The organism is Clavibacter rahimiani (assembly GCF_052654495.1).
Genome location: NZ_CP199790.1, coordinates 3,096,379 through 3,123,119, shown reverse-complemented (window position 1 = coordinate 3,123,119; position 26,741 = coordinate 3,096,379). Strand labels below are relative to the sequence as shown.

Sequence of the window (26,741 nt, the reverse complement as noted above, 5' to 3'; positions counted from 1 at the left end):
GAGAACCTATCGTCGGGCTGTCACGTGCCGCGCCGTGGAGGAGGATCGAGGCATGGGATACCGCTACCGGCTCGCCGCCGCCACGACCGCCATCGTCCTCGCCGCCGGGCTCGCCGGGTGCTCGACGCCGCCCCGCACGCCCGAGGACGCCGCCCGCGCGAGCGCCGACGCGGCCGCGCCCGCGGAGACGGAGTCCCAGGGCTGGAACCGCGCCGACCTGTCCTTCGCCGAGGAGATGGGCGACCAGGCGGCCGGATCCGTGGAGCTGGCCGAGGCCGCCCTCCAGGTGCAGGACCTGCCGCAGGAGGCGGAGGAGCTCGCCGTGCAGATCCGCGACGAGCAGGGACCGCAGGCGCGCGCGCTCGCGGAGCTCGCCGAGGGGTGGGCCGCCGAGGAGGGCGGATCCGGCGCGAACGGCACCGAGGACCGCGAGGAGGCGGGCGGCGTCAGCGCCGGCAGCGGCGAGGAGGGCGGCAGCGGGGCCGCCGGTGAGGGCGGCACCGGCGCCGCGTCGGGCGCCGACAGCGGCACCGGCAGCGACGACGGGACCGGGGTCGAGGGCGGATCCGGATCCCGCGCCGATACCGAGGAGATGAGCGACGCCGCCTTCGACTCCGAGCTGGCCGCACTGCGCGCCGCCACGGGCGCGGACGCCGCCCGGCTCTTCCTGCAGGGCATGATCGCGAGGCACCAGGCTGCGATCGAGATGGCCGACGGGGAGTCCCAGCTCGGCACGTCCACCGAGGCGATCGAGCTCGCCGAAGCCATGTCGTCATCGCAGGGCACGCAGCTCACCGGGATGCGCGCGCTGCTGGCGTCGTACGGGGGCTGATCCCGAGCGTGACGGAGGGCCCGGCGCGGATCGCGTCGGGCCCTCCGTCGTGCGGGGACCGCGGTGGGTCGGGGTCGGTCCGGCCCGCCGGGCGGTCAGCCGGCCGGGCGGAGGAACGCGGCGGCCGCGGCGGCGAGGTGCCCCGGGTCGTCGGCGCCGCACAGCTCGCGCGCCGAGTGCATCGAGAGCAGCGGGATGCCGACGTCGACCGTGCGGATCCCGAGGCGCGTGGCCGTGATGGGCCCGATGGTCGAGCCGCACGGCACCACGTTGCTGGAGACGAACTCCTGGTACGGGACGCCGGCGCGCTCGCAGGCCAGCGCCCACTCGCGCGCGCCGAGGCCGTCGGTGGCGTAGCGCTGGTTCGCGTTGATCTTGAGGAGCGGCCCGCCGTTCGGCACCGGCCGGTTGGCCGGGTCGTGGCGGTCCCCGTAGTTCGGGTGGACGGCGTGGCCGGCGTCCGCGGAGAGGCACCAGGACGCGGCGAACGCGCGGCGGCGCTCCTCCGACGAGGCGCCGAGGCCGGCGGAGACGCGGCCGAGGACGTCCTCGAGGATCGGACCGGCGGCGCCCGAGGCGGTCGCGGATCCGACCTCCTCGTGGTCGAAGGCGGCGAGCACCGCGACGGGCGCGTCGGGGTGGTCCTCGACCGCCTCCGCCAGCTCGAGCAGGGCGGCGAGGCCCGCGTGCACGGAGCTCAGGTTGTCCATGCGGCCGGCGGCGAACAGCTCGCCGTCGAGGCCGAGGGATCCGGGGGCCTGCGTGTCGGCGACGCCCACGTCGTAGCCGAGCACGTCGTCGGCCGTCACGCCCGCGAGGCCGGCCAGGTGCCCGAGCACGTCGGCGTCCGCGGGGGAGCCGACGCCGAGGACCGGCGACATGTGCCGCTGCGGATCCAGCCGGAGGCCCTCCGTGTTCACCCCGCGGTCGAGGTGCACGGCGAGCTGCGGGAAGCGCAGCAGCGGACCCGTGCGGACGAGGTGGCGGCGGCCGTCGCGCGTGACGAGGCGGCCGGCGAGCTCGAGGTCGCGGTCGAGCCAGGAGTTGAGGAGCGGGCCTCCGTAGACCTCCACGCCGGCCTGCACCCAGCCGTCGGATCCGATGGTGGGCTTCGGCTTGAGCTTGAAGCCCGGGGAGTCGGTGTGGCCGCCGAGCACGCGGAAGGGCGTGGTGGCGTGGGCGCCGGCGGGCTGGATCCACGCGAGGAGCGCGCCGTCGCGCACGATGAGGCGGCGGCCCGGGCCGGTGGGCCAGGCGTCGCGCTCGTCGAGCCGGGTGAAGCCGGCGGCCTCGAGCCGGCGCGCGCCCTCCTCGGCGGCGTGGAACGAGGAGGGGGAGGCCTGGATGAAGCGGCCGAGGTCCGCGAGGTGCGCGCGACGGTCCGCCGGCATCAGTAGCCGCTCGATCCGAGCGCGCCGTTCTCCGGCGTCTGCACGGGGCCCGCGAGCACGACGGCGCTGCCCGAGACGCCGAGGCGGGTGGCGCCGGCCTCGATCATCTGCACCGCGGTCTCGTACGTGCGGATGCCGCCGGACGCCTTGACGCCGGCCCGGCCGTCCACGGTGCGGCTCATCAGCTCGACCGCGTGGACGGTGGCGCCGCCCGTGGGGTGGAAGCCCGTGGAGGTCTTCACGAAGTCGGCGCCGGCGGCGACGGCGGCGCGGCAGACGGCGACGATCTGGTCGTCGTCGAGGGCGGCGGACTCGATGATCACCTTGAGCACGCCCGGCGCCGGCACGGCCTCGCGCACGGCGCGGATGTCAGCCTCGACGTCGTCGAAGCGGCCCTCGCGGGCGGCGCCCACGTCGATGACCATGTCGACCTCGTCGGCGCCCTGGCGCATGGAGAGCGCGGCCTCGGCGGCCTTGACCTCGCTCTGGTGCTTCCCGCTGGGGAAGCCGCAGACGACGGCGACCTTCAGGTCGGCGCCCGCGGGCAGCTCGAGCGGCAGCATCGACGGGGAGACGCACACCGAGTAGGTGCCGAGCTCCACGGCCTCCGCGACGAGCGCGGCGACCTCGTCGCGCGTGGCCTCGGGCTTCAGGAGCGTGTGGTCGATGATGCGGGCGATCGCGGCGGTGTCGGTCGCGGGCGTGGACGGGCTGGTGCTCATGCGGGATTCCTCACGTCGTGCGGGACCTCGATCCTACGGCGGGGGCGCGGATCGGCCCGGCCGGACGGGGGGCAGCCGCCGGGATCGCGTGGGTAGCGTTCGGCGTGTGATGTCCGACGGCACGACCACCGCGCTCCTGCACGTGGCCCTCGCGGCCCTGGCCGTGGGGCTCGTGCTCCAGGTGATCGGCGCGGTGAAGGGACTGCGCGCCCACGGCGCCGGGAAGGTCGGGCTCTTCCACCCGACCATCCGGCCGTGGACGCTGGCGTCGCTCGGCGCGATCTCGGTCAGCGTGCTCTGCTGCCTGCCCATCGTCTGGAGCTGACGGCGCGGGTCGCGGGGCGACCTCCGCGGATCAGGAGTAGTCGGCGCCCGGGATGCCGACGGGACGGTAGACGTAGCCGTCGGCGTCGGGGTCGATCTCCCAGACCAGCTCCTCCTCGCTCAGCGAGGTGGCGCGCGTGAAGCTCTTCACGGGCTGGCCGTTGAGGAACTCGACCTCGGTCTCCTCCGTGCCGTCGGGGCCGACCAGCTGTGCGGTGTACGTGGAATCAGTCATGCTCCGACCCTACGACCGTCGGGGCGCGGCGACCGGGCCCGGCCGGGATCCCCAGCGGATGCCCGAGCGCGACCGCCTGGGGAGGGGGCGCCTGGCCTACGCCTCGAGCTCCACGAGCACGCGCGGCAGCTCCAGGAGCAGCTCGCTCGCGAGGTAGCCGAGCGGGCCGACCTGCACGGCCAGGCGGTCGCCCGCGGCCGCGTGGGCGTGCGTCGCCCAGACCGCGGCCTGGGCGGGATCCGCGCCCCGGGCGCAGAGGCCGGCCACCGCACCGCCGAGGACGTCCCCGGATCCGGACGTGCCGAGACCGCTGCCGCCCGCGCCGATGGTCCACGCCCGGCCGTCGGGCGCGGCCACCACGCCGCCCATCGACACCACCGCCGCGTACCCGCGGGCGATCTCCCGGGCGTCGGCCACGGCGTCGTCGCCCGCCTCGCGCCCGAGCAGCCTCTCCGCCTCCGAGGAGTTCGGGGTGAGCACGAGCCGCCCGGCCAGGTGCCCGGCGGACTCCCGGCACGCCGGCAGCACGCCGAGCGCGAAGGCGTCGAGGACCACGACGGCGTCGTCGGGCACCAGCGTCGCGAGCAGGCGCACCATGCGCTCGGCCTCGTCCGCGTCGTCGAGCCCGGGGCCGACGAGGACGGCGTCGGCGGAGGCGATGTCGTCCCCGGCCGCGCGGATCCCCGCCCCGCGCACGTGCCCGCCGTCCGTCTCCTCGAGCGGCACGACGCCGCTCTCCGGCACGGCGACGGCGACCTGCGTGGCGACGGACGCGCCGACCGCGAGCGTCAGCCGGCCGGCCCCGACCCGCAGCGCCGCGAGCCCGGAGATCATGGCCGCGCCGGGGGAGCGGAGGGCCCCGCCGACGACCACGACCTGGCCGCGACCGTACTTGGACCCCGTCGCCGCGGGCAGCGCCCAGTCGCGGAGCGCCGCCGGCGTCACGACCTCGGGGGGCGCGTCGGCCGGGTTCTCAGCGGCCTCGGTCATCGGGTTCTCCTCCGTGCTCGGTGACGGGCGCGCCCTGCCCGTCGAGGTGATCCGTGGCCGAGAAGGTCCGGAGGGTCCACGGGCCGCGCGGGGCGGACCGCTCGAGGATCGTGACGGACGCGTTCGCCACGGTGTGCTGCGTCTGGAAGGCCAGCAGCTCCGCCTCGGTGAGCCCGAGGCCGACGTAGAGGAAGAGCATCACGACGGCGTCGTGGGTGACGATCAGGGCGCGGCCGTCGGCGGATCCGACCTCGGGGTCCTGCAGGAAGGAGCGGATGCGCAGCGCGACGTCCGCCCACGACTCCCCGCCCGGGGGCCGGTACGAGAGCTTCCCGAGCCAGCGGCGTCGGTCGTCCTCGTCGGGGTGGCGCGCGGCGACGCCGCGGGAGGTGAGGAGGTCGAGGATCCCGAGCTCGCGGTCGCGCAGGCGCTCGTCCGCCCGGATCTCCGCGGCGATGCCCGCCTCGGCCAGGGCGACCGCCGCCGTGCTCCGCGCCCGCAGGTAGTGCGACGACCACACGGCCGTCGGCACGTCCGACCGGCTCGCGAACCAGCGGCCGAGCGCGCGCGCCTGGGTCTTCCCGGTGTCGGACAGCGGCACGTCCGGATCCCGGTGGTCGACGTGGATGACCTCCGCGCCCTCGCGGTCGGCCCGGCTCGCGGCCACGTTCGCCGTGCTCTCGCCGTGCCGCACGAGCCAGAGCTCGGTGAGGCCGGTCACGAGGCGCCGGCCGAGCGCGCGGCGGACACGGCCGCGCGGATCCCGTTCCGCCAGGGCGCGCCGTGCCCCGGCAGGACGATGCGCGCGTCCGTCTCCTCGAGCGCGGCCAGCGAGCGGAGCGCCCGGCCGCTGTCGGCGGTGGCGGCGCCCGCGACGATGCGGCAGCCGGTCCGTCCCGTGTAGGGGTCGAGCGTCACGAGCGCGTCGCCGGTGATGAGCGCGTCGCGGTCGGGGAGGTGGAGCGCGACGTGGCCGTCGGTGTGGCCGGGGGTGGGGATCGCGACGGGCCGGCCGGGCACGTCGAGCGGACCGGCGACGATGTCGGTCACGGCCTCGACGCCCTCGACGCGCAGCGCGCCGGCGGCCGCCATCGCGGCGACCACGGGGATCGCCTTCCCGTAGCGGAGCGGGTAGACGAAGGGCGTGCGCTCGCGGCGGTACGAGTAGGGGTGGCGGGCGATCGGCGCGTCGTCCGGGTGCACGTGCACCGGGACGCCGAGCTCGCGGGCGGCGCGCGCGGCGGATCCGACGTGGTCGAAGTGCCCGTGCGTGAGCACCACGGCGCGCACGTCGTCCGGCGTGCGGCCGATGGCCCGGAGCGCGCGGAGCAGGTGCGGCCACGTGTCGGGGAACGCCGTGTCGACGAGGGTGACGCCGTCGTCGCCCTCGATCAGGTACAGGTTCACGTAGGCGTGCGCGAGCAGGTGGACGCCCGGGGCCACGTCGCGCGTGAGCACGGGGGAGGCGGGGTGGGGTGGGGTGCCGGTGCGGATCATGCGGTCCTCTCGCTCGGGGGCCCGGGTCCGTGCGGACGCGGGTCGGCGGCCGGCCCCGTGAGGGCCGGCCGCCGGGTCATGCGACGGGGATCACTCGGGGGTGACGGCGTCCTTCACGGCGCCGGCCGCCTTCTTCAGGATGCCCGGCTCCTTGGGCGGGATGGTGCCGTGGAGCAGCGGGTTGCCGACGGGGGGCGGCGGCATCGGCACGGTGGTGGTGGGGCCGTCGTGGTACGTGAACGTGCCCTTGCCGTCCGGCGTCGGGCCCGACGCCCAGGACCCCTCGGCGGCCGCGGGGCCGTTCGAGAAGTTGAGGTACTGGTACGAGACCTCGCGGTCCTCCAGCTCGATCGGGAAGTCGCTCGGGACCGGCAGGTCCTCCGTGCCCTCCGCGCGGAGCTCGGCGATGGCCGCGGTCCACTGGTTCTGATGCATGGTGTCGCGCGCGAGGAGGAAGGAGAGGAGGTCCTTCACGCCGTGGTCGTCGGTCATGTGGTACAGCCGGGCCACCTGGAGGCGCCCCTGCATCTCGGCGTTGGCGTTGGCGGTGAAGTCGGCCAGCAGGTTGCCGCTGCAGGTGACGTAGGAGCCCTGCCACGGGTTGCCGTTGCTGTCGACGGGGCGCGCGCCGGCGCCCGCGACGATGGCGTGCTGGATGTCCATGCCGCCGATGACCGCCGCGAGGGTCGGGTCCTTCATCGCGTCCTCGGTCGCCTCGACGGGCGCGGTCTCGAGCAGCTTCGCGATCATGATGGCGAGCATCTCGACGTGGCCGAACTCCTCGGCGCCGATGCCGTAGAGCATGTCGCGGTACTTGCCCGGGAGCTTCGAGTTCCAGGACTGGAAGCCGTACTGCATGGCCACGGAGATCTCGCCGTACTGGCCGCCGAGCACCTCCTGGAGGTGGCGGGCGTAGATGGGGTCGGGCTTGTCGGGGGATGCGTTGTGCTGCAGCTCCTGCTTGTGGAAGAACATCCAGTACCTCTCATCGTCGACGCGGTCCGGAGCGACCGCGGCTCTCCGTCGAGCGTTCGCCGTGGCCCCGAGGACCGCCTACCCCCTTGACAGACGGCCGCGGATCGTCCCGGGCGCGTCGACGGCGGCCCGTCCGTGGCCGTCTTGACCGCCTGTCGAGGCCCCGCGTCGCGTCCTCCCCCGCCGCATCCACTACCACATGCGGATCCGCCTTCCGGACGACGCGCTCCCGGGCGGCAACGCTGGCATAGTGGGTGGGCACGGCCGAAGCTCAGCGCCGCTCTCTGGCCCCCTCTCCGTCGGCGCGGGGCCCGAGAGCTCACGAGGGGGACACGGGATCGATCATGGGCACGTTCAAGTACGACTCGACGCTGACGGCGGAGTTCGACGACCGTCTGCTGGCGCACCTCCAACTCGTCATCGGCGCCAAGCTCCGGCGCGGGGAGAACTTCTACTTCTCCTGGCGCGACGACGTGGAGGTCGGCGACGGGCGCACCACCATCTGGATGCACAACTCGCTGCCGCTGGTGTTCAAGTACCACGGCAGCCGCGTGCCGCCCATCAACCGCAAGTGGGTGGACGCCCTCATGACCACGGCGAACAGCCCCGGCGGCCTCCTCATCATGCGCGAGCCCCCCGAGGACGAGCCCCGCGACGACGCGCGCTGACGCACCTCCGCGGAGCGCCGAACAGGTCCCCCATCGGGGGCTAGACCCACCAGCCTTACGCTGTCAACCCCCGGCAGGGCATTGGAGCGCAGCGGTCGCTGCTGTCATCGTGGTCCCGGGTCACGCGGGGTGCGGCGCCCGGGGAGAAGGACGCGATGCAGGACACCGACGCCGACGGCATGGGCGATCTGGTCCAGTCATCCGCGAGCGAGGAGCTCCCCGCGTGCGAGCGGGCCCACGTCCGCAGCGCCACCGAGCAGGCGCGGTTCGTGGCCGGCTACTTCGGCTGGTCGATCACCGGCGACGCGATCCGCGGCCACGAGGACGCGGTCGCCCTATACATCGAGGACCTCGCCGCCGCCCTCGGCGAGCTCGGCTGGATCTCCCCCGGGGCCATCCACTGGGACCGCCTGCCCTTCGGCGAGGACGAGGCCGCCGAGGCCCTCCGCGTCGTGCAGCGCGCCCACGGCTGGGACGTCTGACCGCTTCGCCGTGCATCCGCCGGGAGCGGCGTCAACCCCCTGGGCATTTCCCCACCCGTGGACGACACTCTGAGCACGAGGCCGTGGCGGGCTCGGGCGCTTGAGGGTTGTCGAGAGTCCTCCTATGCAGTCAGGACCGCCGGTGAAGGCCCCCAGATCCGCCCCGCGCGGTCGTGTCGTGGACGACCGACGATCGGGGCGGATCGTCTGCGCGGGCCCCGTGCCTCCGTCGCCGCCGGCCGCGCTCGCCGCGCCCGGGAGTCGCCGCTGGCTGGACGGCGCCTGTCCTCCGCTTGGCGGACAGCGCCGGAGGGCGTTGTCTGGATGAGCGCCAGCCCCACGAGGGCGCGGCGCCCCCGAGACGAAGGAGCAGCATGAAGGCACTCACCTGGCAGGGCATCCACGACGTGGAGGTCAAGGACGTCGAGGACCCCCGCATCGAGCACGACACCGACGCCGTGATCCGCATCACGTCCACCGCGATCTGCGGATCCGACCTCCACCTCTACGAGGTCTTCGGCCCGTTCCTCGACAAGGACGACGTGCTCGGCCACGAGAACATGGGTGTCGTCGAGGAGGTCGGCAGCGCCGTCACGAAGCTCAAGGTCGGCGACCGCGTCGTCGTCCCGTTCGTCATCGCCTGCCACGACTGCTTCATGTGCGACCGCGGCCTGTTCACCCAGTGCGAGACCACGCAGGTGCGCTCGATGGGCAGCGGTGCCGCGCTCTACGGCTTCAGCCAGCTGTACGGATCCATCCCCGGCGGCCAGGCCGAGCGCCTCCGCATGCCGCTGGCCGACGCCAACGCTATCGTCGTCGACGGCGAGCTGCCGGACGAGCGCTACCTCTTCCTCAGCGACATCCTGCCCACCGCGTGGCAGGGCGTGCAGTACGCGAACGTGCCCGAGGGCGGCACGCTCGGCGTCATGGGCCTCGGCCCGGTCGGCCAGTTCGCGGCCCGCATCGGCAAGCACCTGGGCTACCGCGTCATCGCGGTCGACCCCGTGCCCGAGCGTCGCGAGATGGCGAAGCGCCACGGCATCGAGACCCTCGACCTCACCGACGACGTGGCCGACCGGCTCCGCGCGCTCACCGACGGCCGCGGACCCGACGCCATGGTCGAGGCCGTCGGCATGGAGGCGCACGGCAGCCCCGCCGCCTCGTTCGCGCAGAAGGCTGCCGGCCTTCTGCCCGACGCCATCGCCCAGAAGGTCATGGACACCGCGAGCGTCGACCGCCTGGCCGCGCTGCACACGGCGTTCGACGCGGTCCGCCGCGGCGGCACCGTCTCCATCAGCGGTGTCTACGGCGGCGAGGCCGACCCGATGCCGATGAAGTCGCTCTTCGACAAGCAGATCGCGATCCGCATGGGCCAGTGCAACGTGCAGCACTGGATCCAGGACCTGCTGCCCCTCGTCGAGGACCCGGCCGACCCGCTCGGCGTCATGGACCTCGTCACGCACACCGTGCCCCTCAGCGAGGCCGCGCACATGTACGAGATCTTCCAGAAGAAGGAGGACGGCTGCATCAAGGTGGTGCTCAAGCCGTAGCCTCCCGGCTCGCCTGATGACGGCCGCGTCCCCTCGGGGGCGCGGCCGTCGTCGTCTGGACGGATAGGTGCCTTTCGATTTTAGTATCACGATCAAATTGGAAGGCGTTTTTTAAGCTAGGCAAGGGGCGGGAGTTTCATGCCGGAAACATATTGCGCCAGGGCAGTCATGTCTGGATATAGAGACGCCCGCGAATAGCCGAAAGTTGACTCTAGGTGCCTGCGAATTTTTGGCTTTGCGCGAGCAGTGATGCGGAATGGGAACGTTGGCGCCATGTTCTGCTTGTTGTAGCGTGGCTTTTGCTGAGGCGGAACAGTTCTCATGAGTATCGAACCAGCCGCCAGAAGATCGGCGCGTTTGAAGTACTTACTACGGCCTCCCCGGACGTGGAAATACGGAGCGGTTTTCGACGAAGTGATGGGTATGCCATCCAGTAGGAACGCTGCGTTTTGGGCCGCAATCCTAGGGTCGTAAGCGGGCGGCACCCAGAGCCTTCTTCGAGACCCGGTCCCCCAGTCAATTCCCTGACGCTCCTTAGACGTTTGAAATGTGTGCCAAAATGGCTGTCGTCCGCCCCACACAAGATCTAAGTCAATACGAGATGATGGCGAACTGGGCATGCCCTCCTTGGACAGGGGTGCCGTGGCGAAGGCCACGAGCCGACCGTCCCGATTGTCATGGATTTCGTGTTCTTCTGTGGCAAACCAGGCGGCAATATACGGATTAAACGTCACGTCAAGAAGGCGAGTCAGGCCGCCCGCATGTTGAATGCGAGCAAACGTCTCTAGAGCGGAAGTGCCGTCGAAACGCCATTGTGACCGCGCGGCATCAAGTATGAGTTCCTCTGCTGCAACCATCTGATCTTCAGAAGGAAAGGGCTGATCTCCTTCTGGTGAGTCCTCCGGCGCGAGGACACCGTTTTGATTTCGTAGCGCTCGAAACAGAGAGCTGTGAATACCCCACTCCACGCTTTGCTGACCTCGCCAAACTAGCTGCAAACTGGGGCTATTGGTAACCACATTCGCGATAAAACGATTCAGATCCGTCACGGAATCGATTATTCCTTCGTATCCCGTGAAGAAGTCCGATACCTTTTTCATATACGGGGAATAAGGACTCTGCGGCGGCTCTGGCTCAGAAAATAGTGCGGGGTTGGACAGGGGCACCAGGGTCGGCCAAGAATCGGCTAGCGCCGCAGCGAGCATCGATCCCTGTGACTCAAATACCTTTGCCATAAAGGCGCCAACGTCCAGCTTGGTCTGGGCGGACATTTGCTTCATTAGGTCACCCACCGGTGCTCCAGCATGCAAGTCAGCTACACGGGCACCCAGAGCCTTTATTTGCTCGACACTCGACACCGTCGATGCATCAGCGGGCAGTGCGATATCTCGAATCGGCGCTTTTGTCGGCGGAGTGACGGGCTCAGGCTTGCTAGGCGGATGCGGATGCGGAGAGTCAGGGTCCACGTCGGCGGTGTCATCGGCGGGCGTAGTTTGGTCCTTCATGCGATTTTGACCATTTCTGAATCCTCAAGTTCATAGCAGAACACGAGCGGTTCGGGATCGACGATCTAGCGGGCGCCGATCCGCGTGAGGATCCCGTCCATCAGCTCGGCGAGGGCGATCGACTCCGCGTGCGGCATCTCGGCGCACTCGACGGCGCCGGCGCGGATCGCGTCGCGGGCGGCGCGGAACATGGGCACGTAGCCGCGGCCCTCGATCGCGTGCTCCCGGCGCTCGGGATCCCCGTCGGCGGGCACGATCGCGAGGCCGGGGGAGGCGAGGAACAGCGGATCCACCTCGATGCGGCCGGCCGTGCCGCTGACGGTCGCGCCGAGGGGCAGCGCGGCGACGAGCGAGCAGGCGAGCGTCGCGTGGCGCCCGTCCGGCCAGCCCAGCAGGATCGCGACCTCGGTGTCGACGCCGCCCTCGATGACCGTGCCGACCGCGGCGACCGAGGAGGGCGGGCCGAACAGGCCGTGCGCGAACGCGAGCGGGTAGACCCCCATGTCGAGCAGCGTGCCGCCGCCGACCTCCGGGTCCCAGAGGCGCCCCTTCCCCTCCTCGGTCACGAAGCCGAAGGCGACGGAGATGGCCCGCGGATCCCCGATGCGGCCCTCCGCGATCGCCTCCCGCACCGCGAGGTACCCGGGCGAGAACGCCATCCACAGCGCCTCGAGGAACAGCAGTCCCTCGGCGCGGGCGATCTCGACGAGCGCGCGGGTGTCGGCGGCCGTGGTGGTGGCGGGCTTCTCGCAGACGACGTGCTTGCCGGCCCGGAGCGCGGCCTCGGCTTGCGCGCGGTGGAGCGTGTGCGGGGTGGCGACGTAGACGGCGTCCACCTCGGGGTCGGCGAGGAGCGCCTCGAGGCTGTCGTGGATCCGCGGGATGCCGCACGCCGACGCCAGCTCCTCGGAGCTCGACCGGGAGCGCGAGTGGACGGCGACGACGTCGACGCCGGGGACCCGCTGCAGGTCGGGGACGACCGAGGTCGCGATGCCCGCGGCCCCGATCACGCCGAAGCGGAGGGGGGCGGCGTCCGGGTCCTCGTGGGCGGCGGCGGGCGGCGTCATCGTCGACATGCGGCGAGCCTACGTCGTGAGAGCGCTTCCACGGAAGTGCGGCGCAGGGTTGACACGACCGAAAAGCGCCGCATATGGTCTGCCGGACGGCGTGAGAGCGCTCTTACAGCGGGAGCACCGACGCTCGACCAGGCACAAGGGAGTGACCTTCGATGAACACAGCACGAACGCGCACGGCGGCCGGCATCGCCGGAGCCGCGGTGATCGCCCTCCTCGCGACCGGATGCAGCGGCGGCTCCTCCGGCTCCGGATCCGAGGGCGAGGACATCACGCTCACCGTCACCACGTTCAACGCCATGGGGTTCGACGACCTCTACGCCGAGTACGAGAAGACGCACCCGGGCATCACCATCAAGGCCACCAACATCGACACGGGCGGCAACGCCCTCATCGACTGGCAGACCAAGCAGGCGTCCGGGGCGGGGCTCCCCGACGTGCAGGCGGTCGAGGAGGGCTGGCTGAGCAAGGTCATGCAGGTCTCCGACTCCTTCACCGACCTCCGCGACCACGGCATCGAGGACGTGAAGGACCGCTGGGTGCCCTGGAAGTACCAGCAGGCGACGGATCCCGAGGGCCGCGTCATCGGCTACGGCACCGACATCGGGCCGGAGGGCCTCTGCTACAACGCGAAGCTGTTCGGCGAGGCGGGGCTCCCCACCGAGCGCACCGAGGTCGCCGCGCTGTTCGGCGGCGAGGACGCCACCTGGGACCAGTACTTCGAGGTCGGGAAGCAATACCACGAGAAGACCGGCAAGGCCTTCTACGACCAGTCCGGCTTCATCTGGAACGCCATGGTCAACCAGCAGCCCGAGGGCTACTACACGAAGGACGGGAAGCTCAACGTCGAGGGCAACGCCGACCTCGAGGCCCTCTGGGGCAAGGTCGCCGACGGCGCCGAGGCCGGCCTCTCCGACGCGCAGACCGCGTGGGACTGGGGCGGCGGCAAGGCGTTCACCGACGGGTCCTTCGCGACGTTCGTCTGCCCCGCGTGGATGCTCGGCGTCGTCAAGGGCCAGACCGAGTCCGCGGGCGGCGACGCCTCGACCGGCTGGGACTTCGCGGACGTCTTCCCCGGCGGTGCGGCGAACTGGGGCGGGTCGTTCCTGACCGTGCCCACCACGTCGAAGCACCCGGCCGAGGCCGCCGAGCTCGCGGCCTGGCTCACCGAGCCGGCGCAGCAGTCCTCCGCCTTCCAGGCGGCCGGGCCCTTCCCGAGCACCGTCGAGGCGCAGACCTCCGAGGGCGTGACCGGGACGAGCGAGCTGACCGCGTTCTTCAACGAGGCCCCGCTCGGCACGATGCTCGCCGCGCGCGCTGAGGGCGTCGAGGCCCAGTTCAAGGGACCCGACGACTCGGTGATCCAGGAGCAGGTCTTCGGCCCGTCCATCCAGGCGCTCGACGCCGGCAAGGCCGACGGGAAGAAGTCCTGGGCCGACGCCATCACCCTGCTCGGCCAGCTGGTCGAGGAGTAGGAGCCGGGCGGCCCGCGAGGGCCGTCCACCCGGGAGGTGCGGGCGCACGGGTGCCCGCACCTCCTCCCCTGACGCGCGAGAGAAGGATCGATGACGACCACGCTGCGCCCCCCGGCGCCACCCCGAGCCCCGGCGGCCGACCGCTCCCGGCGCGCCGACCCGCCGACCTGGCGCCAGCGGCTGTCCACCTGGGACTTCCGGTACTCGCCCTACCTCTACGTGGCGCCGTTCTTCATCCTGTTCGGGCTCGTCGGGCTGTTCCCGCTGGCGTACACGTTCGTCGTGTCGCTCAACGACTGGAACCTGCTCACGGGGGCAGGGGAGTGGATCGGGTTCCAGAACTACACCGACGAGCTCGCCGATCCGCTGTTCTGGAACTCGCTCGTCAACACCTTCAGCATCTTCCTGCTGTCGACGATCCCGCAGCTCATCGTGGCGGCGGCCATCGCGGCGGTCCTCGATCAGAACCTCCGGGCCAAGACCTTCTGGCGGATGAGCGTGATCCTGCCGTACATCGTCACGCCGGTCGCGGTCGCGATCATCTTCAGCAGCGTGTTCGGCGAGAAGTACGGGCTCGTCAACAACATGCTCACCGAGATCGGGCTCGACCCGATCATGTGGAAGACGGAGACGCTGCCGTCCCACCTCGCCATCGCGACGATGGTGAACTGGCGCTGGACCGGGTACAACGCGCTCATCCTGCTCGCAGCCATGCAGGCCGTGCCGCGCGACGTGCACGAGTCCGCATCCCTCGACGGGGCGGGGGCGGTGCGCCGGTTCTTCTCCATCACGGTGCCGAGCATCCGGCCCACGCTCATCTTCGTGATCATCACGGCCACCATCGGCGGCCTGCAGATCTTCACCGAGCCGAAGCTGTTCAACGCCGCGAGCTCGACGCCCGGCGGACCGCAGCGGCAGTACCAGACGACCGTGCTGTACCTGTGGGACCTCGCGTTCAACCGGCAGGACTTCGGCAAGGCGAGCGCGGTGGCGTGGATCCTGTTCCTCCTCATCGTCCTCATCGGCCTGTTCAACTTCTGGCTCTCGCGGCGCATCGCCGGCGCGGAGGCCCGGGGATCCGAGCGCCGCACACGCCGGGCGCTCGCCCGGTTCCGCGCGCAGCCGGCGGCGCCGTCGCCGGGCGCGACCGCCGCGCCGTCCGCACCCCCGACCGTCCTTCCCGAGGAGCGGGCCGCCGCCCGCCATGAGGAGTCCGCATCATGAACGCCACCGCCACGCGGCCCCGCGCCGTCGCCGAGCCGCCCGCGTCCGATGGGGGCCGCGCGCCCCGGCGTCGTCCGAGCGGAGGCACCGGGCTCGACCGCCGCCCCGGCTTCCTCGCCTACGGCCTGATCCTCGCCGTCTTCCTCGGCGGCGCGTACCCGCTGTGGTGGTCGGTGGTGATGGGGTCGAGCGACAAGTCGGCCCTCACCGACACCTGGCCGTCGCTGCTCCCGGGCGGCCGGTTCTGGATCAACGTCGGGGAGGTCGTCGACACGGTCCCGTTCTGGCTGGCGCTCATGAACAGCGTCATCGTGTCGGTCGTCATCAGCGTCTCCGTCATCACGTTCTCGACGCTCGCCGGGTACGCGTTCGCGAAGCTCCGGTTCCGGGGCCGCGAGGGCCTCATGGTGTTCGTCATCGCGACGCTCGCGGTGCCCACGCAGCTCGGCATCATCCCGCTGTTCATGCTCATGAAGCAGTTCGGCTGGACCGGGACGCTCGGCGCCGTCATCGTGCCGACGCTCGTGACCGCGTTCGGCGTGTTCTTCATGCGCCAGTACCTGGTCGACGTGATCCCGACCGAGCTCATCGAGGCGGCGCGCATGGACGGTGCCTCCATGATCAGCACGTTCTGGCACGTGGGCGTCCCGGCGGCGCGGCCGGCCATGGCGATCCTCGGCCTGTTCACCTTCATGACGGCGTGGACCGACTACCTGTGGCCGCTGCTCGTGGTGCCGCAGAACCCGACGCTGCAGGTGGCGCTCAGCCAGCTGCAGTCCGCGCGGTACGTCGACTACTCGATCGTGCTGGCCGGCGCCGTGCTCGCGACGCTGCCGCTGCTGGTCCTGTTCGTGCTCGCGGGGCGGCAGCTGATATCCGGGATCATGGCCGGGGCGGTGAAGGGGTAGGGGCCCGGCCCTACACTCGACCCAGCCGGATCGCAGACTGGAGGGCCCGTGGCCATCAACGCCGAGCAGGGCTCGCCCACCCTCGAGATGGTCGGGAAGCTCGCGGGCGTCAGCCGGGCCACCGTCTCGCGGGTGGTGAACGGATCCGACCGCGTCGCCCCCGAGGTCGTCACCGCCGTCAACGCGGCGATCGCCCAGCTCAACTACGTGCCCAACCGCGCGGCCCGCTCGCTCGCTGGGCGCCGCACCAACGCGCTGGCGCTCGTGATGCCGGAGCAGACCGCCCGGGTGTTCGCGGATCCGTTCTTCGCGTCGCTCATCCAGGGCGCGATGACGTACCTCGCGACCACCGAGTACACGCTCACGCTCCTCATCTCCTCGCCCGCGCAGGCGGAGAAGACCCGGCGGTTCCTGCTCGGCGGCAACGTCGACGGGGTGCTCGTGGTCTCGCACCACTCGGGCGACGCGACCTTCAGCGGCCTGCGCGACCGGTTGCCCGTCGTGTTCGCCGGGCGGCCGCTCCGGCAGGACGACCGCGAGGCGCCCACGGTCGACGTCGACAACGTGGGCGCGGCGCGGGCGGCGACCGAGCACCTCATCCAGCGCGGGCGCACCCGGATCGCCGCGGTGGCGGGCCGGCAGGACATGCCCGCGGGCATCGACCGGCTGCGCGGCTTCCGCGAGGCGATGACCGCGGCGGGTCTGGATCCCACGCTCGTCGCGGTGGGCGACTTCTCGCCTGCGTCCGGCGCCGACGCGATGCGCACGCTGCTCGCGCGCGGCGAGCCCATCGACGGCGTCTTCGCGGCGAGCGACCAGATGGCCGCGGGCGTCTACGCGGAGCTCCGCGAGCACGGCCTGCGCGTGCCCCAGGACGTCGCCGTGGTGGGCTTCGACGACGACTACTTCGCGAAGTCGGCCGTGCCGCCGCTCACCACCGTGCGCCAGCCCAACCAGGAGTTCGGCCGTCGGATGGCGGAGGTGCTGGTGCGGCTCGTGGGCGGTGAGGCCGTGGATCCGCTCACGCTCATGCCGACGACGCTGGTGGTGCGGCAGAGCACGTAGCGGCGGGCGGGCTGCCGCGGGCACGGGCTGCCGCGCGGACGCGCTACCGCCCGGCGGGGACGCGTCCGCTGAGGAGCGCGAGCATCTCGTCGTGGCGGCAGTCGCGCTCGGCGAAGCGCAGGCCGTGGACGTCCTGCACGAGGATCTCCTCGTCCTCCGGGCGGGCCTGGAGGATCCCCATCACCTCGTCGAGGAAGTCCTCGAGCGGCATCGCGTCGCCGGCGTCCTGCTGGCCGGGCATGAGCGCGGTCTGCACCTTGGGCGGCACCAGCTCGATGACCTCGACCGGGGATCCGGCGAGCTGCTCGCGGAGGCTCTGCGTGTACGAGTGCACCGCCGCCTTCGTGGCGTTGTAGGTGGGCGTGAGGGGGAGCGGGACGAACGCGAGGCCCGAGGAGACGGTCATCAACGTGGCCTCGTCGCTCGCGAGGAGGCCCGGCAGGAACGCGTCGATCGTGCGGATGGTGCCGAGCAGGTTGGTGGTGATGATCGCCTCGGCCGTGGCCTGATGGGCGGGGTCCCGGAGGTCCTCGGGCTGCATGATGCCGGCGGTCGTGATCACGACGTCGAGGTCGGGGTGGCTCGCGGCGAGCTCGTCGCGTGCGGCGGTGATGGAGGCGGGGTCGGCGACGTGGAGCACCACGGACGCCATGCCCTCGTGCGCGGTGGTGATCTCGTCGAGCAGCTCGCGGCGGCGGCCCGCGACGACGACGCGGTTGCCGGCGGCGTGGAACCGCTCCGCGAGCCCGCGGCCGATGCCCGAGGTGCTGCCGGTGATGAGGACGGTGCGGCCGGTGATCTTCATGGGTGTGCTCCTTCGCGGCGGGGGCGCGGCTGGGGGATCGGGTGCGGGATCAGGTGCGTGCGTCGAGTGTGGCCCGACCGGGCTGCGAGTGGGCGGGACGCGCGGTCGGATGCGGAGGATGCAGCGGGAGTCCACGTGGGGAGGGGGCTCGAAGAGGGGGTGCGCGAGGGGCCGGCGGGGGTGGGGGCGGCCGATACGGTCGGGGGATGAGCGCAGACGACACGGACCGAGGACCTCGCGAGCCCGGATCGGCGGAGGCCGGCGGCATCGGCGGGCGCATCGGCCTCCTGGCGCTGTTCGTCCTGCTGTTCGTCGGCATGGGCACGCTCTACGGCGTCGGCCTGTACCAGGCAGCCGTCTTCCGCGCCAGGGACGCGCTCGCGGTCCTGCCGATGGTGATCGCCGGGCTCGTCGTCCTCGGCTTCGCTCCGGCGCTCGGCCTGCTGGAGCTGCGGGCCGCGACCGACCGCGTCCGACCCGACGGGCGGCGCGCCCGGCCGGTGCGCCTCTACGTCTGGCTGGGGATCACGGCGCTCGCCGCGCTCGTGCACGCGATCGCCTCCCTCCTCGCGGGCGTCCCGATCCTCATGGTGCTGGGCTTCGTGGCAGCGACCGTCGGCTCGGCGACGACCAGCTGGATCCTCGTGCTCCGCTCGCAGGCCGCGGCGGCGATCCGGCGACGTGCGCTCCGTGACGACGACGCACCGACCGTCTCCATGGACCTCGACTGGACTGAGGGCACGGCACGACGGAAGTGGCGGCTCATCGGGCTGGTCTTCGTGGTCACGCTCGTGCTCACGGTCGGCGGCAGCCTCCTGCTCGGCCTGTTCGAGCCGCAGGAGCCGGCCGAGGTCATCGCGCTCGTGCTGCAGTTCTCCCTGCTCGCGCCGGCCTTCACCTGCCTCTTCGTGTCCATCGGCGCCCAGCTGTCCGGGCCCACCGTCACCACCGGCCTCTCCCCGGAGGACCGGAAGACGGTCGTCCGTCGCGCGGCGGGCAAGGGCGAGGAGCTCGCGCCGGAGCTCGAATGGCGCGCCGCCCGTCTCGCCGTCTACAGCCGGACGCTCCAGCCCTTCCAGCTGGCGCAGTCGGGGATGCTCATCGTGGCGGTCACCGTGCCCTCCTTCCTGCGCGGCGACTTCGACGGCTGGCTGCTGATCCTGTGGGTCGTGCTGCTCGCTGTCTTCCTCGTGATGCTGCCGATCGGAGTCGTCCAGTACCGGCGCGTGGCGCGGTACGCGGATGCGGTCGGCCCGCTCGCGCGGGCGCACGTGGCACCGTCGGCGACCGGCGCGGCCACGTCCCCGGCGAAGGCCGAGCCGCCGCGCTGACCCCCTGTCGGCGGCCCCCGCTACCGTCGACGCATGCCCGAGGGTGACTCTGTCTTCGTCCTCGCCGCGCGGCTGCGCGCGCAGGTCGGCGGCGCCCTCATCGCCGACGGGGAGCTCAGGTCCGGCGCGCGGGCGGGTGCCCGGCTCGGCGGGCGGCGGATCACCGGGTTCGACACGCACGGCAAGCACCTGCTCATGCGGCTCGACGACGCCACCACCCTCCACACGCACCTGCGGATGCAGGGATCGTGGACGCTCACGGCGGCGGGGAAGCGCGTGCCCGAGCGGATCCAGCACCAGGTGCGCGTGCGCCTCCGCCTCGACGACGGCCGCACCCTCTGGGGCATCGACCTGCCGGTGGTCGAGCTGATCCCCACCCGCGACGAGCGCGCGGCCATCGGCCACCTCGGGCCCGACCCGCTGCGCGACGACTGGGATCCGGCGCTCGCCGTGTCCCGCCTCGCCGCCCGCCCCGGCGACACGATCCGCGCGGCCCTCCTCGACCAGCGCCCGATGGCGGGCCTCGGCAACCTGTGGGTCAACGAGGTCGGCTTCCTCCGCGGCGTGCACCCGGCCATGCGAGTGGCCGACGTCGACCTGCCGCCCCTCGTCGACCTGGCCGCCCGCTCCCTCCGCCGCTCGGCGACGGTGCCGGCGGCGTACCAGATCACGACGGGCGATCCCCGGCGCGGCCGCACGCACTGGGTGGTCGGCCGCGCGGGCCGGCCGTGCCTGCGCTGCGGGACCACGGTGATCGGCCGCGACGATCCGGGGAGCACGAGCGAGCGCGCGCGGCGGGCGTGGTGGTGCCCGCGGTGCCAGCCGGATCAGTCGAAGAAGTCCGAGTCGATCTCGACAGTGGAGTAGGTCCGAGTGACCTGCACCCCGACGCGGTACTTGATCATCAGGCTGACGAGCCTCTGGCCGTCGATCAAGATGACCCTCGACTGGAGGCCAGCTGCATAGGAGACGGCATGCGTCGTGAAGGCGCTGGTCGTCAGAAACACACCGCGCGTCGCGCCGAAGCCGGCCAGCGCGCCGACGAATGCCTGGATGGTCTCGCGTCCGATGTTGTTCCCCGCCGCGTACCGCTTCGCCTGCACGTAGATGCGGTCGAGTCCCAAAGCGTCCTGGTCGATCACCCCGTCCATGCCCTCATCCCCAGAGCCGCCGATGCGCGTACCGCGTTGCTCAGCACCTCCATAACCCATCGCCAGCAGGAGGTCGACGACGGCTTGCTCGAAGAAGTCGGGGTGGCTTCCGCGAAGACGATCCAGCAGCTCTTCGCCGACCTCTCGCTCGATCCGGCTGATCCCGTCCTCGATCTGTTCGAGCGGATCGAGGATGTCCACGGCTTCCTCGACTTCGGGCTGGAGGGTGGGCGCGTTCCTCGCGCGCTCGTTCTTCGGCCAGTACGGCGCGAACACGATCTTCGCGAGTGCGTAGTCGAACCCGGTGGGATTATCGCGCAGGCACTTCCGCCCGCCGTCCGTGATGGCGTAGTGACCTCTGCTGGGGCGGGTGACCCATCCGGCTTTCGCGAGATGGCTCAACGCCCACCCCATCCGCTGCTCGAAGCGAAAGCCGCCGGAGTTCAAGGTCTCAGACCGCGCGGAGGGGTCGACACCGGCGGCCTTCGCCGTCGCGTCTGCGAGGTCCTTGCGGTGAAGCGTCTCGCCGGATTCCAGCACCTGCAGCACGGGGACCACCAGCTTCGGCCAAATAGGAACCAGGGAAGGAGCGGCGTCATCGGGAGAGGTCACGGGATCCACCCTGCCGTACTCGCTCCGACGCGACGAGCTGGGGATCGGGCTCAGCGCGCGAAACGAGCGGCCGACGACGGGCCGCACCGTTGGCCTCCACAGCCCTACGGTGGCCGCATGGCTTCTGAGGTGTGGATCGTCCAGCACGACGAGAGTCCCGACAACACGATCCTCGGTGTCTTCGCGACGTCCGAGGAAGCCCACGCGTTCGCGGAGGAGGTGACGGACCGCTTCCCGAACGGCGCGATCACGGCGCGCTTCCCCATGGGGTACCGCTACGACGTCGGCACGGGCCACGTCGAGTTCGGCCCGGAGGGCTGAGCCGGCGCACCCGATCACCGCCGGGAAGGGACGGAGGCCCGCCCCGCGGAATGCGGGACGGGCCTCGGATCATCGACGCAAGGTCGCTACGCCAACGACGCCACCCCGAACACCGCCGCCGCGATCGCGAAGCCCATGAGGCCGATGGTGGTCTCCATCACGGTCCAGGTCTTGAGGGTCGTCTTCACGTCCATCTCGAAGAAGCGGCCGACGAGCCAGAAGCCGGAGTCGTTCACGTGGCTCGCGACCACGGATCCGCCGGCCACCGCCACGACGAGCGCCGCGACCTGGAAGGCGTTGTAGTCGCCCGCGAGGATCGCCGGGGAGATGAGGCCCGCGGCCGTGGTGAGCGCGACGGTCGCCGAGCCCTGCGCGATGCGGAGGATCGCGGCGATGAGGAAGCCCGCCAGGATGATCGGGATGCCGAGGTCACCGAGCACGTCGGCGAGGGCATCGCCGATGCCGCTGGTGCGGAGGACGCCGCCGAACATGCCGCCGGCGCCGGTGATCAGGATCACCGAGCAGACCGGGCCGAGCGCCGACTCGAGGGTCTTCTCGAGGGCCGTCTTGTCGATCCCGCGGCGGCGGCCGAGCACGAACGCGGCGAACAGCAGCGAGATGAGGAGCGCGACGGGCGTCTCGCCGAGGGTGCGGAGCACCTGGTACCAGGCCTGGTCGCTGGTGCCCTCGGGAAGGATCCCGCCGGTCGACGCCGCGTTGAGGCCTGTGTTCATGAAGATCAGGAGGAGCGGCAGCAGCAGCACGGCGACGACGGTGCCGAACCTCGGCGGGTTCGACTCGGCGTGCTCGTCGGCCTCGCCCAGGAGCGAGGGGATCGGGAGCACGAACTTCTTGCCGACCCACAGCCCGTAGAGGTACGCGGTGACGTACCAGGTGGGGATCGCGGCGACGAGACCCACGATGATCACGATGCCGACGTTCGCGCCGAAGAACTCGCTCGCCGCGACCGGGCCGGGGTGCGGCGGCACGAAGATGTGCATCACCGAGAAGGCGCCCGCGGCGGGGAGGCCGTAGCGGAGCACGCCGCCACCGAGGCGACGGGCCACCGAGAACACGATGGGCAGCATCACGACGAGGCCGGCGTCGAAGAAGATCGGGAAGCCGAAGATCAGCGACGCGACGCCCAGCGCGAAGGGCGCGCGCTTCTCGCCGAACAGGCGGATCAGGGTGTCGGCCAGCGTCTTCGCGCCGCCGCTGGTCTCCACCAGGCGGCCGAGCATGGCGCCGAGTCCCACCAGGAGCGCGACGGCGCCGAGGGTGGATCCGAAGCTGCCGACGAGCACGGTCACGATCTGCGAGGTCGGGATGCCGGTGGCGAACGCGGTGATGAGGCTCACCAAGATCAGGGCCACGAACGCGTGGACGCGCAGCGTGATGATCAGGAACAGCAGGACGGCGATGGCGCCGGCGGCGATCAGGAGGAGCGGACCCGCGGTGAGGGTCTGCGTCCAGTCTTCGATGGTCATGTTCTCTCCATTGACGAACGGTGCGGTGCGGATGCAGGGGGCGCCGCGGTCGAGCCGCGGCGGTGCGGGCGGGTGGCGCTAGCGGGCGTCGGCGGTGCCGGCGCCGGTGCGGTCGGCGTCGGTCTCGAGGCCGAGCTCGCGCGTGATGCGGGCCGTGACCTCGTCGGGCGTGCCGACGTTCTCGATCGCGAGGCCGGGCTCGTCGTCCTGGAGCGGCTCGAGCGTGCTGATCTGCGTGGGCAGCAGCGACGCCGGCATGAAGTGGCCGCTGCGGCTCTTCATGCGCTCGCGGATGAGGTCGGGGTCGCCGGAGAGGTGCACGAAGGACACGTCGCCGTCGGCCCCGCGGAGCAGGTCCCGGTAGGAGCGCTTGAGGGCGGAGCAGGTGACGACGGTGCTGCGGCCGGCGCCGGCCTCGCCGGTCATCCAGTCGCGCATGGCCTCGAGCCACGGCCAGCGGTCGTCGTCGGTGAGCGGCGTGCCGGCGGTCATCTTCTCGATGTTGGCGGCGGGGTGGAACTCGTCCGCCTCGGCGAAGGTCCAGCCGAGCACCTCGGTGAGGTGGGTGGCGATCGTGGTCTTGCCGGATCCGGAGATCCCCATCACCACGATGTGGCGCGGACGTGCGGCCATGTTGACTCCCTTGTCGGTCGATGCGCGCGGCGGACAGCCCTCGCGCCGAGAAAGGTAACACCTATATGACACCGGAGGGAAGGGCGCAGCTCGGGCGGCATCGGTCGACCTATGCTCGTCGAGACGGTCGGACGGCCGGCGCTCACCCGGAGAGGACCATGACGACGCGGTCAGCTCCCACCCCGGCACCGACGCCCGCCCCCGCCGCGACGGCCGGGCCCGCCGCGGAGGTCCTGCCCACGCGGATCATCGACGCGATCGGCCGCGACATCGTCGACGGCGCGCTCGCCGAGGGCAGCCGCCTCACGATCGACGACCTCCAGCAGCGCTTCGGCGTCTCCCGCACGGTGGTGCGCGACTGCGTGCGGGTGCTCGAGGCGATGGCGCTCATCGTGCCGAAGCGCCGCGTGGGCCTCGTGGTGCAGGGCCCGGACCGCTGGAACGTCTACGACCCCCGCATCATCCGCTGGCGGCTCACCGGCCCCGGCCGGGCTGACCAGTTCCGCTCACTGACGCAGCTGCGCCGGGCCGTGGAGCCGGTCGCCGCGGCGCTCGCCGCCGAGAACGCGACCCCCGCTCAGCGCGCGCGCATCGCCGACCTCGCGGTGGATCTCCGCCGGCTCGGCGAGGACGGCGAGCTGGTCGACTTCCTCGCGGCCGACATCGAGTTCCACCACCTGATCCTCGAGGCCAGCGGCAACGACATGTTCTGCGCGCTCCGCGAGGTGATCACGGAGGTGCTCAGCGGGCGGACGCATCAGGGTCTGATGCCGCGGACCCCGCGTCCGCATGCGCTCGACACCCACGAGCAGGCGGCCTTCGCGATCCGCGACGGCGACGCGGCGACGGCGGAGGCGTGCATGGCGTCGCTGCTGGCGGAGGTCAGCAGCGCGATCAACTAGGACACGAGGATGTGAACGTGATCGACGCTACAGGTACTGTGAATCGGATTCACTTGCACTCGCAGCGAATCTCCTCTATGGTGGCCACATGGCCCCAGCTGGGGATCTGATTCACATACAGATTGGCATCTAGAATGTACACACTTGACCCGACGAGCGCCCGTCGCCTCGTCCTGATCGACATCGAGAACATCGTGGGAGGTGGAGTTAGAGTGGCAGAGCAAGTTCGTGTCGCACAGGCGGCACTGACAGCAGTGATCGGCCGGCGGGCCGATGATCACGTCGTACTTGCATGCGGGCGTTTCAGCGTCGACGTCGCCGGGTTCGAGTGGCAGGGCCCTCGTCGAATTGTCTTCCGTTCGGGGCCGGACGGCGCTGATCTCGAGCTTCTCGAGGTTCTCGAGACCGAGCGCGTCGGTGAACGTTTCAACCGGATCGTCCTCGTCTCGGGTGACGGCATCTTCAGTGATGTAGTCGCAAACCTCGGAGCGGCTGGCGTAGACGTGACCGTCGTGTCCCGTCCGGAGGCTTGTTCGCGGGTGCTCCGGATGGCTGCCGCTCGCACTCTCGATCTTCTCTACGACGCTGACTACTTCCTGGAGGCCGCATGACTGTTCCGAATGCCGAGGGGCTCCTCGGGCCTAGCGACATTGCTGACCTTGCCGGCGTCTCCCGCGCGGCCGTCAGCAACTGGCGGAAGCGAATACCCGACTTCCCTGAGCCCTCCGGTGGTACAGCGAACAGGCCGCTGTTCGCCACATCCGACATCGAGGCGTGGCTAGCCACCCATCCTGAGAAAAACAAGTCCGCGACTGGCGCTCGGGCTGAGAGCAAGGCATGGGATACCGGCCTTTGGGGTGCAGCGAACCTATTCCGTGGGCGTGCGTCAATGGAGACCACGGGCGAGATATTCGTGCAGACCGCAGTAGACGTGACCGATGGATCGCCCTCGCCTAGCTGGCCGCGTGTGGAGCCGGCCGCGCTCGATGAGCTTCGTGCGGTAATTGCCGGCATCCCGCGAGACCACCTCGCCGATGCGATCGACGGCGTGTTAGAGCGAACTTCGAGGGCGCAGGGCAAGTCGGCTGGCGAGGTGGGATTCGTCGGGTCGCGAACCAGTACCCTGCTCGCATCACTTGCAGCAAGTCTCAATGGTGGTGCCCTCTATGATCCCGCGTGCGGCATGGGGGTAGCACTGCTCCAGGCAATCGAAATGGGAGCACGCCCCGATCGGGTTATCGGCGACGACATCAATGCAGAGGCAACACGCATAGCCGCAGGACGCGCAAAACTGCGCGGCGTGAACCTCAAGGTCAACAATGTGAACGTTTTTCTCGAGGACGCCGACCCTGACCTGCGCGCGGACATCATCATCGCTGAACCTCCGTTCGGGCTACGTGTCGATCCCAATGCGACAATGCTCGATCCACGCCTACGGTTCGGCTTCCCGCCCCGATCTAGCAGCGACTCGTTCTGGCTTCAGCATGTGGTGGCGCACCTCGCTCCCGGCGGCGTTGGATACGTCGTGAGTACACGCGGAGTACTTTTCCGCCGAGGCGCGGAGGCTGAGATTCGGAGAAATCTCCTTCTCGGTGGCTGGGTCCGGGCTGTGGTTGCGCTACCTGGAAAAATGTTGCCGCACACCTCAATCCCGCTCGCACTATGGGTTCTGGGGGATGGCGGGATCACGCCAGGTCAAGACGTGCTGTTGATCGACGCGTCGAATGTGGATAAGCCCGAATCGCATGTGTCCGGTTGGTTGGCCAACGAACGTAACATCTCTTCCGTCCCGCACCGACGTGTATCCGTTGCTGAGCTCCTAGCTGGAGAGGCTGACCTCAACCCTTCCAAATGGGTCGCCCTTGAGGGCGTCGATGACGTCGAGCTTGCCACGGAGTTCGAGCGGGCCCGTGCGGAGCTAATTCGTGCATCAGCGGCACTTCCCGCGATCGCGAAGCGAATCTCGGCACCTGAGATGCCGGCCACGCCTCAGCTGATGACTGTAGCCAAGCTAATCGAGGCTGGCGCCGTAGAGGTTGCTTCCGCACGTCCGGCGCGAGAGGTAGAGGTGCCCGAGCTTGCTCGACGAAAGGTTGACGCGAGCGCTCTCCGCCAGCGAATATTCGCCGATGTCAGCGACTTTCCCTCTGTTGGCGATCCGACTTTGCTCACGGAACCAGGTGACGTCCTCTTAGTAGCGATGCACGACATCCAGGCAGCGGTCGACGAGACCGGCGGCCACATCCCCGTGGGGAGCGTTTATCGGCTACGTGTTCGTGATCGAGTCATGTTGGACCCGTATTATCTCGCGGAGGCCCTAGCCGGCAGCTGGAACCTGCGACTTGCTGCTGGGGTTATTCCGCGTATCCCGATACGCGACCTTGAAGTCCCACTGCTCCCTTTCGAGGATCAGCGTAAGGTCTACTCCGCGGTTGTCCAGGCACGTCAGGCGAAAGCCTTGGCGCAGCACGCGTCGGAGGCGGCAGATAGACTGGCCAGCACTATACTTTCCGCCGCGCGACATGGAGTTACCCTGACAAGCACAAGTTAGGATAAGGGCCCGAAGAGATGAGCGTCGATGCC

At 70.8% G+C, this 26,741-nt stretch carries 28 protein-coding genes; 15 read left to right on the top strand and 13 right to left on the bottom strand.

Annotated elements, in window-relative coordinates; genetic code table 11:
* The first annotated feature begins 52 nt into the window (after positions 1-52).
* Positions 53-832 carry a DUF305 domain-containing protein gene (locus ACT7CP_RS14950; RefSeq protein ID WP_445442810.1) on the top strand — a complete coding sequence of 260 codons (780 nt, stop codon included), beginning with the start codon at positions 53-55 and terminating at the stop codon, positions 830-832.
* 95 nt (positions 833-927) lie between these two features.
* Here ACT7CP_RS14950 and ACT7CP_RS14945 read toward each other — a convergent pair whose 3' ends face one another.
* A complete protein-coding gene (locus tag ACT7CP_RS14945) occupies positions 928-2,223 on the bottom strand; it encodes a M18 family aminopeptidase (protein ID WP_445442809.1) in 1,296 nt (431 codons plus the stop codon).
* Positions 2,223-2,945 (bottom strand): deoxyribose-phosphate aldolase, encoded by a 723-nt coding sequence (gene deoC, locus ACT7CP_RS14940; RefSeq protein WP_413961782.1) that lies wholly within the window; start codon positions 2,943-2,945, stop codon positions 2,223-2,225. The genes ACT7CP_RS14945 and deoC overlap by 1 nt, the downstream gene beginning before the upstream one ends.
* Before the next feature lie 109 nt (positions 2,946-3,054).
* Here deoC and ACT7CP_RS14935 point away from each other — a divergent pair, with 109 nt between their 5' ends.
* On the top strand, positions 3,055-3,270 hold the full coding sequence (locus tag ACT7CP_RS14935) for a hypothetical protein (protein ID WP_445442808.1): 216 nt from the start codon (positions 3,055-3,057) through the stop codon (positions 3,268-3,270).
* 30 nt (positions 3,271-3,300) lie between these two features.
* Here the strand turns inward: ACT7CP_RS14935 and ACT7CP_RS14930 are convergent, their stop codons facing one another.
* The 5 genes from ACT7CP_RS14930 to ACT7CP_RS14910 form a co-directional block, all read right to left on the bottom strand.
* Positions 3,301-3,504 (bottom strand): hypothetical protein, encoded by a 204-nt coding sequence (locus ACT7CP_RS14930; RefSeq protein WP_413961780.1) that lies wholly within the window; start codon positions 3,502-3,504, stop codon positions 3,301-3,303.
* 96 nt (positions 3,505-3,600) lie between these two features.
* Positions 3,601-4,494, bottom strand: a complete 894-nt coding sequence (locus ACT7CP_RS14925) for an NAD(P)H-hydrate dehydratase (RefSeq protein ID WP_445442807.1) — start codon at positions 4,492-4,494, stop codon at positions 3,601-3,603.
* Positions 4,478-5,215, bottom strand: coding sequence for a histidine phosphatase family protein (locus tag ACT7CP_RS14920; RefSeq protein WP_445442806.1), 738 nt, complete (start codon positions 5,213-5,215; stop codon positions 4,478-4,480). The genes ACT7CP_RS14925 and ACT7CP_RS14920 overlap by 17 nt, the downstream gene beginning before the upstream one ends.
* Positions 5,212-5,991 carry an MBL fold metallo-hydrolase gene (locus tag ACT7CP_RS14915; RefSeq protein WP_445442805.1) on the bottom strand — a complete coding sequence of 260 codons (780 nt, stop codon included), beginning with the start codon at positions 5,989-5,991 and terminating at the stop codon, positions 5,212-5,214. Before ACT7CP_RS14915 ends, ACT7CP_RS14920 begins: the two co-directional genes overlap by 4 nt.
* 90 nt (positions 5,992-6,081) lie before the next feature.
* Positions 6,082-6,966, bottom strand: a complete 885-nt coding sequence (locus tag ACT7CP_RS14910; protein ID WP_445442804.1) for a manganese catalase — start codon at positions 6,964-6,966, stop codon at positions 6,082-6,084.
* 344 nt (positions 6,967-7,310) lie between these two features.
* Here ACT7CP_RS14910 and ACT7CP_RS14905 point away from each other — a divergent pair, with 344 nt between their 5' ends.
* The 3 genes from ACT7CP_RS14905 to ACT7CP_RS14895 all read left to right on the top strand — a co-directional run bounded on the left by ACT7CP_RS14905 (position 7,311) and on the right by ACT7CP_RS14895 (position 9,666).
* Positions 7,311-7,634 carry a DUF7882 family protein gene (locus ACT7CP_RS14905; RefSeq protein WP_012039605.1) on the top strand — a complete coding sequence of 108 codons (324 nt, stop codon included), beginning with the start codon at positions 7,311-7,313 and terminating at the stop codon, positions 7,632-7,634.
* Positions 7,635-7,789: 155 nt separating this feature from the next.
* Complete coding sequence (locus ACT7CP_RS14900; RefSeq protein ID WP_445442803.1) at positions 7,790-8,116, top strand: hypothetical protein; 327 nt, start codon at positions 7,790-7,792, stop codon at positions 8,114-8,116.
* Between the two features lie 374 nt (positions 8,117-8,490).
* Positions 8,491-9,666, top strand: coding sequence for a zinc-dependent alcohol dehydrogenase (locus ACT7CP_RS14895; RefSeq protein ID WP_445442802.1), 1,176 nt, complete (start codon positions 8,491-8,493; stop codon positions 9,664-9,666).
* Between the two features lie 116 nt (positions 9,667-9,782).
* Here the strand turns inward: ACT7CP_RS14895 and ACT7CP_RS14890 are convergent, their stop codons facing one another.
* Positions 9,783-11,171: an FRG domain-containing protein gene (locus tag ACT7CP_RS14890; protein ID WP_445442801.1), complete on the bottom strand. Its 1,389-nt coding sequence runs from the start codon at positions 11,169-11,171 to the stop codon at positions 9,783-9,785.
* A gap of 65 nt (positions 11,172-11,236) precedes the next feature.
* A complete protein-coding gene (locus ACT7CP_RS14885) occupies positions 11,237-12,247 on the bottom strand; it encodes a Gfo/Idh/MocA family protein (protein WP_445442800.1) in 1,011 nt (336 codons plus the stop codon).
* A 152-nt stretch (positions 12,248-12,399) separates the two neighbouring features.
* On the opposite strand from ACT7CP_RS14885, the gene ACT7CP_RS14880 reads away from it, so the two are divergent.
* From ACT7CP_RS14880 to ACT7CP_RS14865, 4 genes are all read left to right on the top strand, one after another.
* The gene (locus ACT7CP_RS14880) at positions 12,400-13,719 is read left to right on the top strand and encodes an ABC transporter substrate-binding protein (RefSeq protein ID WP_445442799.1); all 1,320 of its coding nucleotides are present in this window, start codon (positions 12,400-12,402) and stop codon (positions 13,717-13,719) included.
* A 90-nt stretch (positions 13,720-13,809) separates the two neighbouring features.
* Positions 13,810-14,943: a carbohydrate ABC transporter permease gene (locus ACT7CP_RS14875; RefSeq protein ID WP_445442798.1), complete on the top strand. Its 1,134-nt coding sequence runs from the start codon at positions 13,810-13,812 to the stop codon at positions 14,941-14,943.
* Positions 14,940-15,851 (top strand): carbohydrate ABC transporter permease, encoded by a 912-nt coding sequence (locus ACT7CP_RS14870; protein ID WP_445442797.1) that lies wholly within the window; start codon positions 14,940-14,942, stop codon positions 15,849-15,851. The genes ACT7CP_RS14875 and ACT7CP_RS14870 overlap by 4 nt, the downstream gene beginning before the upstream one ends.
* 87 nt (positions 15,852-15,938) lie before the next feature.
* Positions 15,939-16,916 carry a LacI family DNA-binding transcriptional regulator gene (locus ACT7CP_RS14865; protein WP_445443998.1) on the top strand — a complete coding sequence of 326 codons (978 nt, stop codon included), beginning with the start codon at positions 15,939-15,941 and terminating at the stop codon, positions 16,914-16,916.
* A gap of 43 nt (positions 16,917-16,959) precedes the next feature.
* Here the strand turns inward: ACT7CP_RS14865 and ACT7CP_RS14860 are convergent, their stop codons facing one another.
* Positions 16,960-17,721 (bottom strand): SDR family oxidoreductase, encoded by a 762-nt coding sequence (locus tag ACT7CP_RS14860; protein WP_445442796.1) that lies wholly within the window; start codon positions 17,719-17,721, stop codon positions 16,960-16,962.
* A 206-nt stretch (positions 17,722-17,927) separates the two neighbouring features.
* Here ACT7CP_RS14860 and ACT7CP_RS14855 point away from each other — a divergent pair, with 206 nt between their 5' ends.
* Positions 17,928-19,052, top strand: a complete 1,125-nt coding sequence (locus ACT7CP_RS14855; protein ID WP_445442795.1) for a hypothetical protein — start codon at positions 17,928-17,930, stop codon at positions 19,050-19,052.
* A 33-nt stretch (positions 19,053-19,085) separates the two neighbouring features.
* Positions 19,086-19,919 (top strand): DNA-formamidopyrimidine glycosylase family protein, encoded by an 834-nt coding sequence (locus tag ACT7CP_RS14850; RefSeq protein WP_445442794.1) that lies wholly within the window; start codon positions 19,086-19,088, stop codon positions 19,917-19,919.
* Here ACT7CP_RS14850 and ACT7CP_RS14845 read toward each other — a convergent pair.
* Positions 19,880-20,815 (bottom strand): restriction endonuclease, encoded by a 936-nt coding sequence (locus tag ACT7CP_RS14845; RefSeq protein WP_445442793.1) that lies wholly within the window; start codon positions 20,813-20,815, stop codon positions 19,880-19,882. The two genes, ACT7CP_RS14850 and ACT7CP_RS14845, sit on opposite strands and share 40 nt — an antisense overlap.
* Positions 20,816-20,932: 117 nt before the next feature.
* On the opposite strand from ACT7CP_RS14845, the gene ACT7CP_RS14840 reads away from it, so the two are divergent.
* Positions 20,933-21,136, top strand: a complete 204-nt coding sequence (locus tag ACT7CP_RS14840; RefSeq protein ID WP_413961765.1) for a DUF7336 domain-containing protein — start codon at positions 20,933-20,935, stop codon at positions 21,134-21,136.
* An 86-nt stretch (positions 21,137-21,222) separates the two neighbouring features.
* Here ACT7CP_RS14840 and ACT7CP_RS14835 read toward each other — a convergent pair whose 3' ends face one another.
* Both ACT7CP_RS14835 and ACT7CP_RS14830 read right to left on the bottom strand, forming a co-directional pair.
* Entirely contained in the window at positions 21,223-22,623 is a 1,401-nt protein-coding gene (locus ACT7CP_RS14835; protein ID WP_445442792.1) for a GntP family permease, read from the bottom strand.
* 78 nt (positions 22,624-22,701) lie between these two features.
* Positions 22,702-23,256, bottom strand: a complete 555-nt coding sequence (locus tag ACT7CP_RS14830) for a gluconokinase (RefSeq protein WP_445442791.1) — start codon at positions 23,254-23,256, stop codon at positions 22,702-22,704.
* Positions 23,257-23,414: 158 nt separating this feature from the next.
* Between ACT7CP_RS14830 and ACT7CP_RS14825 the strand changes: the two genes are divergently transcribed.
* From ACT7CP_RS14825 to ACT7CP_RS14815, 3 genes are all read left to right on the top strand, one after another.
* Positions 23,415-24,158, top strand: a complete 744-nt coding sequence (locus ACT7CP_RS14825; RefSeq protein ID WP_445442790.1) for a FadR/GntR family transcriptional regulator — start codon at positions 23,415-23,417, stop codon at positions 24,156-24,158.
* 134 nt (positions 24,159-24,292) lie between these two features.
* On the top strand, positions 24,293-24,769 hold the full coding sequence (locus tag ACT7CP_RS14820) for an NYN domain-containing protein (RefSeq protein ID WP_445442789.1): 477 nt from the start codon (positions 24,293-24,295) through the stop codon (positions 24,767-24,769).
* A complete protein-coding gene (locus tag ACT7CP_RS14815; RefSeq protein ID WP_445442788.1) occupies positions 24,766-26,709 on the top strand; it encodes an N-6 DNA methylase in 1,944 nt (647 codons plus the stop codon). The genes ACT7CP_RS14820 and ACT7CP_RS14815 overlap by 4 nt, the downstream gene beginning before the upstream one ends.
* Positions 26,710-26,741: the final 32 nt, after the last annotated feature.

Coding starts and splice junctions, on each gene's coding strand:
- ACT7CP_RS14950 (WP_445442810.1), top strand. CDS start 53: ATGGGATACCGCTACCGGCTCGCCGCCGCCACGACCGCCATCGTCCTC.
- ACT7CP_RS14945 (WP_445442809.1), bottom strand. CDS start 2,223: ATGCCGGCGGACCGTCGCGCGCACCTCGCGGACCTCGGCCGCTTCATC.
- deoC (WP_413961782.1), bottom strand. CDS start 2,945: ATGAGCACCAGCCCGTCCACGCCCGCGACCGACACCGCCGCGATCGCC.
- ACT7CP_RS14935 (WP_445442808.1), top strand. CDS start 3,055: ATGTCCGACGGCACGACCACCGCGCTCCTGCACGTGGCCCTCGCGGCC.
- ACT7CP_RS14930 (WP_413961780.1), bottom strand. CDS start 3,504: ATGACTGATTCCACGTACACCGCACAGCTGGTCGGCCCCGACGGCACG.
- ACT7CP_RS14925 (WP_445442807.1), bottom strand. CDS start 4,494: ATGACCGAGGCCGCTGAGAACCCGGCCGACGCGCCCCCCGAGGTCGTG.
- ACT7CP_RS14915 (WP_445442805.1), bottom strand. CDS start 5,991: ATGATCCGCACCGGCACCCCACCCCACCCCGCCTCCCCCGTGCTCACG.
- ACT7CP_RS14910 (WP_445442804.1), bottom strand. CDS start 6,966: ATGTTCTTCCACAAGCAGGAGCTGCAGCACAACGCATCCCCCGACAAG.
- ACT7CP_RS14905 (WP_012039605.1), top strand. CDS start 7,311: ATGGGCACGTTCAAGTACGACTCGACGCTGACGGCGGAGTTCGACGAC.
- ACT7CP_RS14900 (WP_445442803.1), top strand. CDS start 7,790: ATGCAGGACACCGACGCCGACGGCATGGGCGATCTGGTCCAGTCATCC.
- ACT7CP_RS14895 (WP_445442802.1), top strand. CDS start 8,491: ATGAAGGCACTCACCTGGCAGGGCATCCACGACGTGGAGGTCAAGGAC.
- ACT7CP_RS14890 (WP_445442801.1), bottom strand. CDS start 11,171: ATGAAGGACCAAACTACGCCCGCCGATGACACCGCCGACGTGGACCCT.
- ACT7CP_RS14885 (WP_445442800.1), bottom strand. CDS start 12,247: ATGTCGACGATGACGCCGCCCGCCGCCGCCCACGAGGACCCGGACGCC.
- ACT7CP_RS14880 (WP_445442799.1), top strand. CDS start 12,400: ATGAACACAGCACGAACGCGCACGGCGGCCGGCATCGCCGGAGCCGCG.
- ACT7CP_RS14875 (WP_445442798.1), top strand. CDS start 13,810: ATGACGACCACGCTGCGCCCCCCGGCGCCACCCCGAGCCCCGGCGGCC.
- ACT7CP_RS14870 (WP_445442797.1), top strand. CDS start 14,940: ATGAACGCCACCGCCACGCGGCCCCGCGCCGTCGCCGAGCCGCCCGCG.
- ACT7CP_RS14865 (WP_445443998.1), top strand. CDS start 15,939: ATGGTCGGGAAGCTCGCGGGCGTCAGCCGGGCCACCGTCTCGCGGGTG.
- ACT7CP_RS14860 (WP_445442796.1), bottom strand. CDS start 17,721: ATGAAGATCACCGGCCGCACCGTCCTCATCACCGGCAGCACCTCGGGC.
- ACT7CP_RS14855 (WP_445442795.1), top strand. CDS start 17,928: ATGAGCGCAGACGACACGGACCGAGGACCTCGCGAGCCCGGATCGGCG.
- ACT7CP_RS14850 (WP_445442794.1), top strand. CDS start 19,086: ATGCCCGAGGGTGACTCTGTCTTCGTCCTCGCCGCGCGGCTGCGCGCG.
- ACT7CP_RS14840 (WP_413961765.1), top strand. CDS start 20,933: ATGGCTTCTGAGGTGTGGATCGTCCAGCACGACGAGAGTCCCGACAAC.
- ACT7CP_RS14835 (WP_445442792.1), bottom strand. CDS start 22,623: ATGACCATCGAAGACTGGACGCAGACCCTCACCGCGGGTCCGCTCCTC.
- ACT7CP_RS14830 (WP_445442791.1), bottom strand. CDS start 23,256: ATGGCCGCACGTCCGCGCCACATCGTGGTGATGGGGATCTCCGGATCC.
- ACT7CP_RS14825 (WP_445442790.1), top strand. CDS start 23,415: ATGACGACGCGGTCAGCTCCCACCCCGGCACCGACGCCCGCCCCCGCC.
- ACT7CP_RS14820 (WP_445442789.1), top strand. CDS start 24,293: ATGTACACACTTGACCCGACGAGCGCCCGTCGCCTCGTCCTGATCGAC.
- ACT7CP_RS14815 (WP_445442788.1), top strand. CDS start 24,766: ATGACTGTTCCGAATGCCGAGGGGCTCCTCGGGCCTAGCGACATTGCT.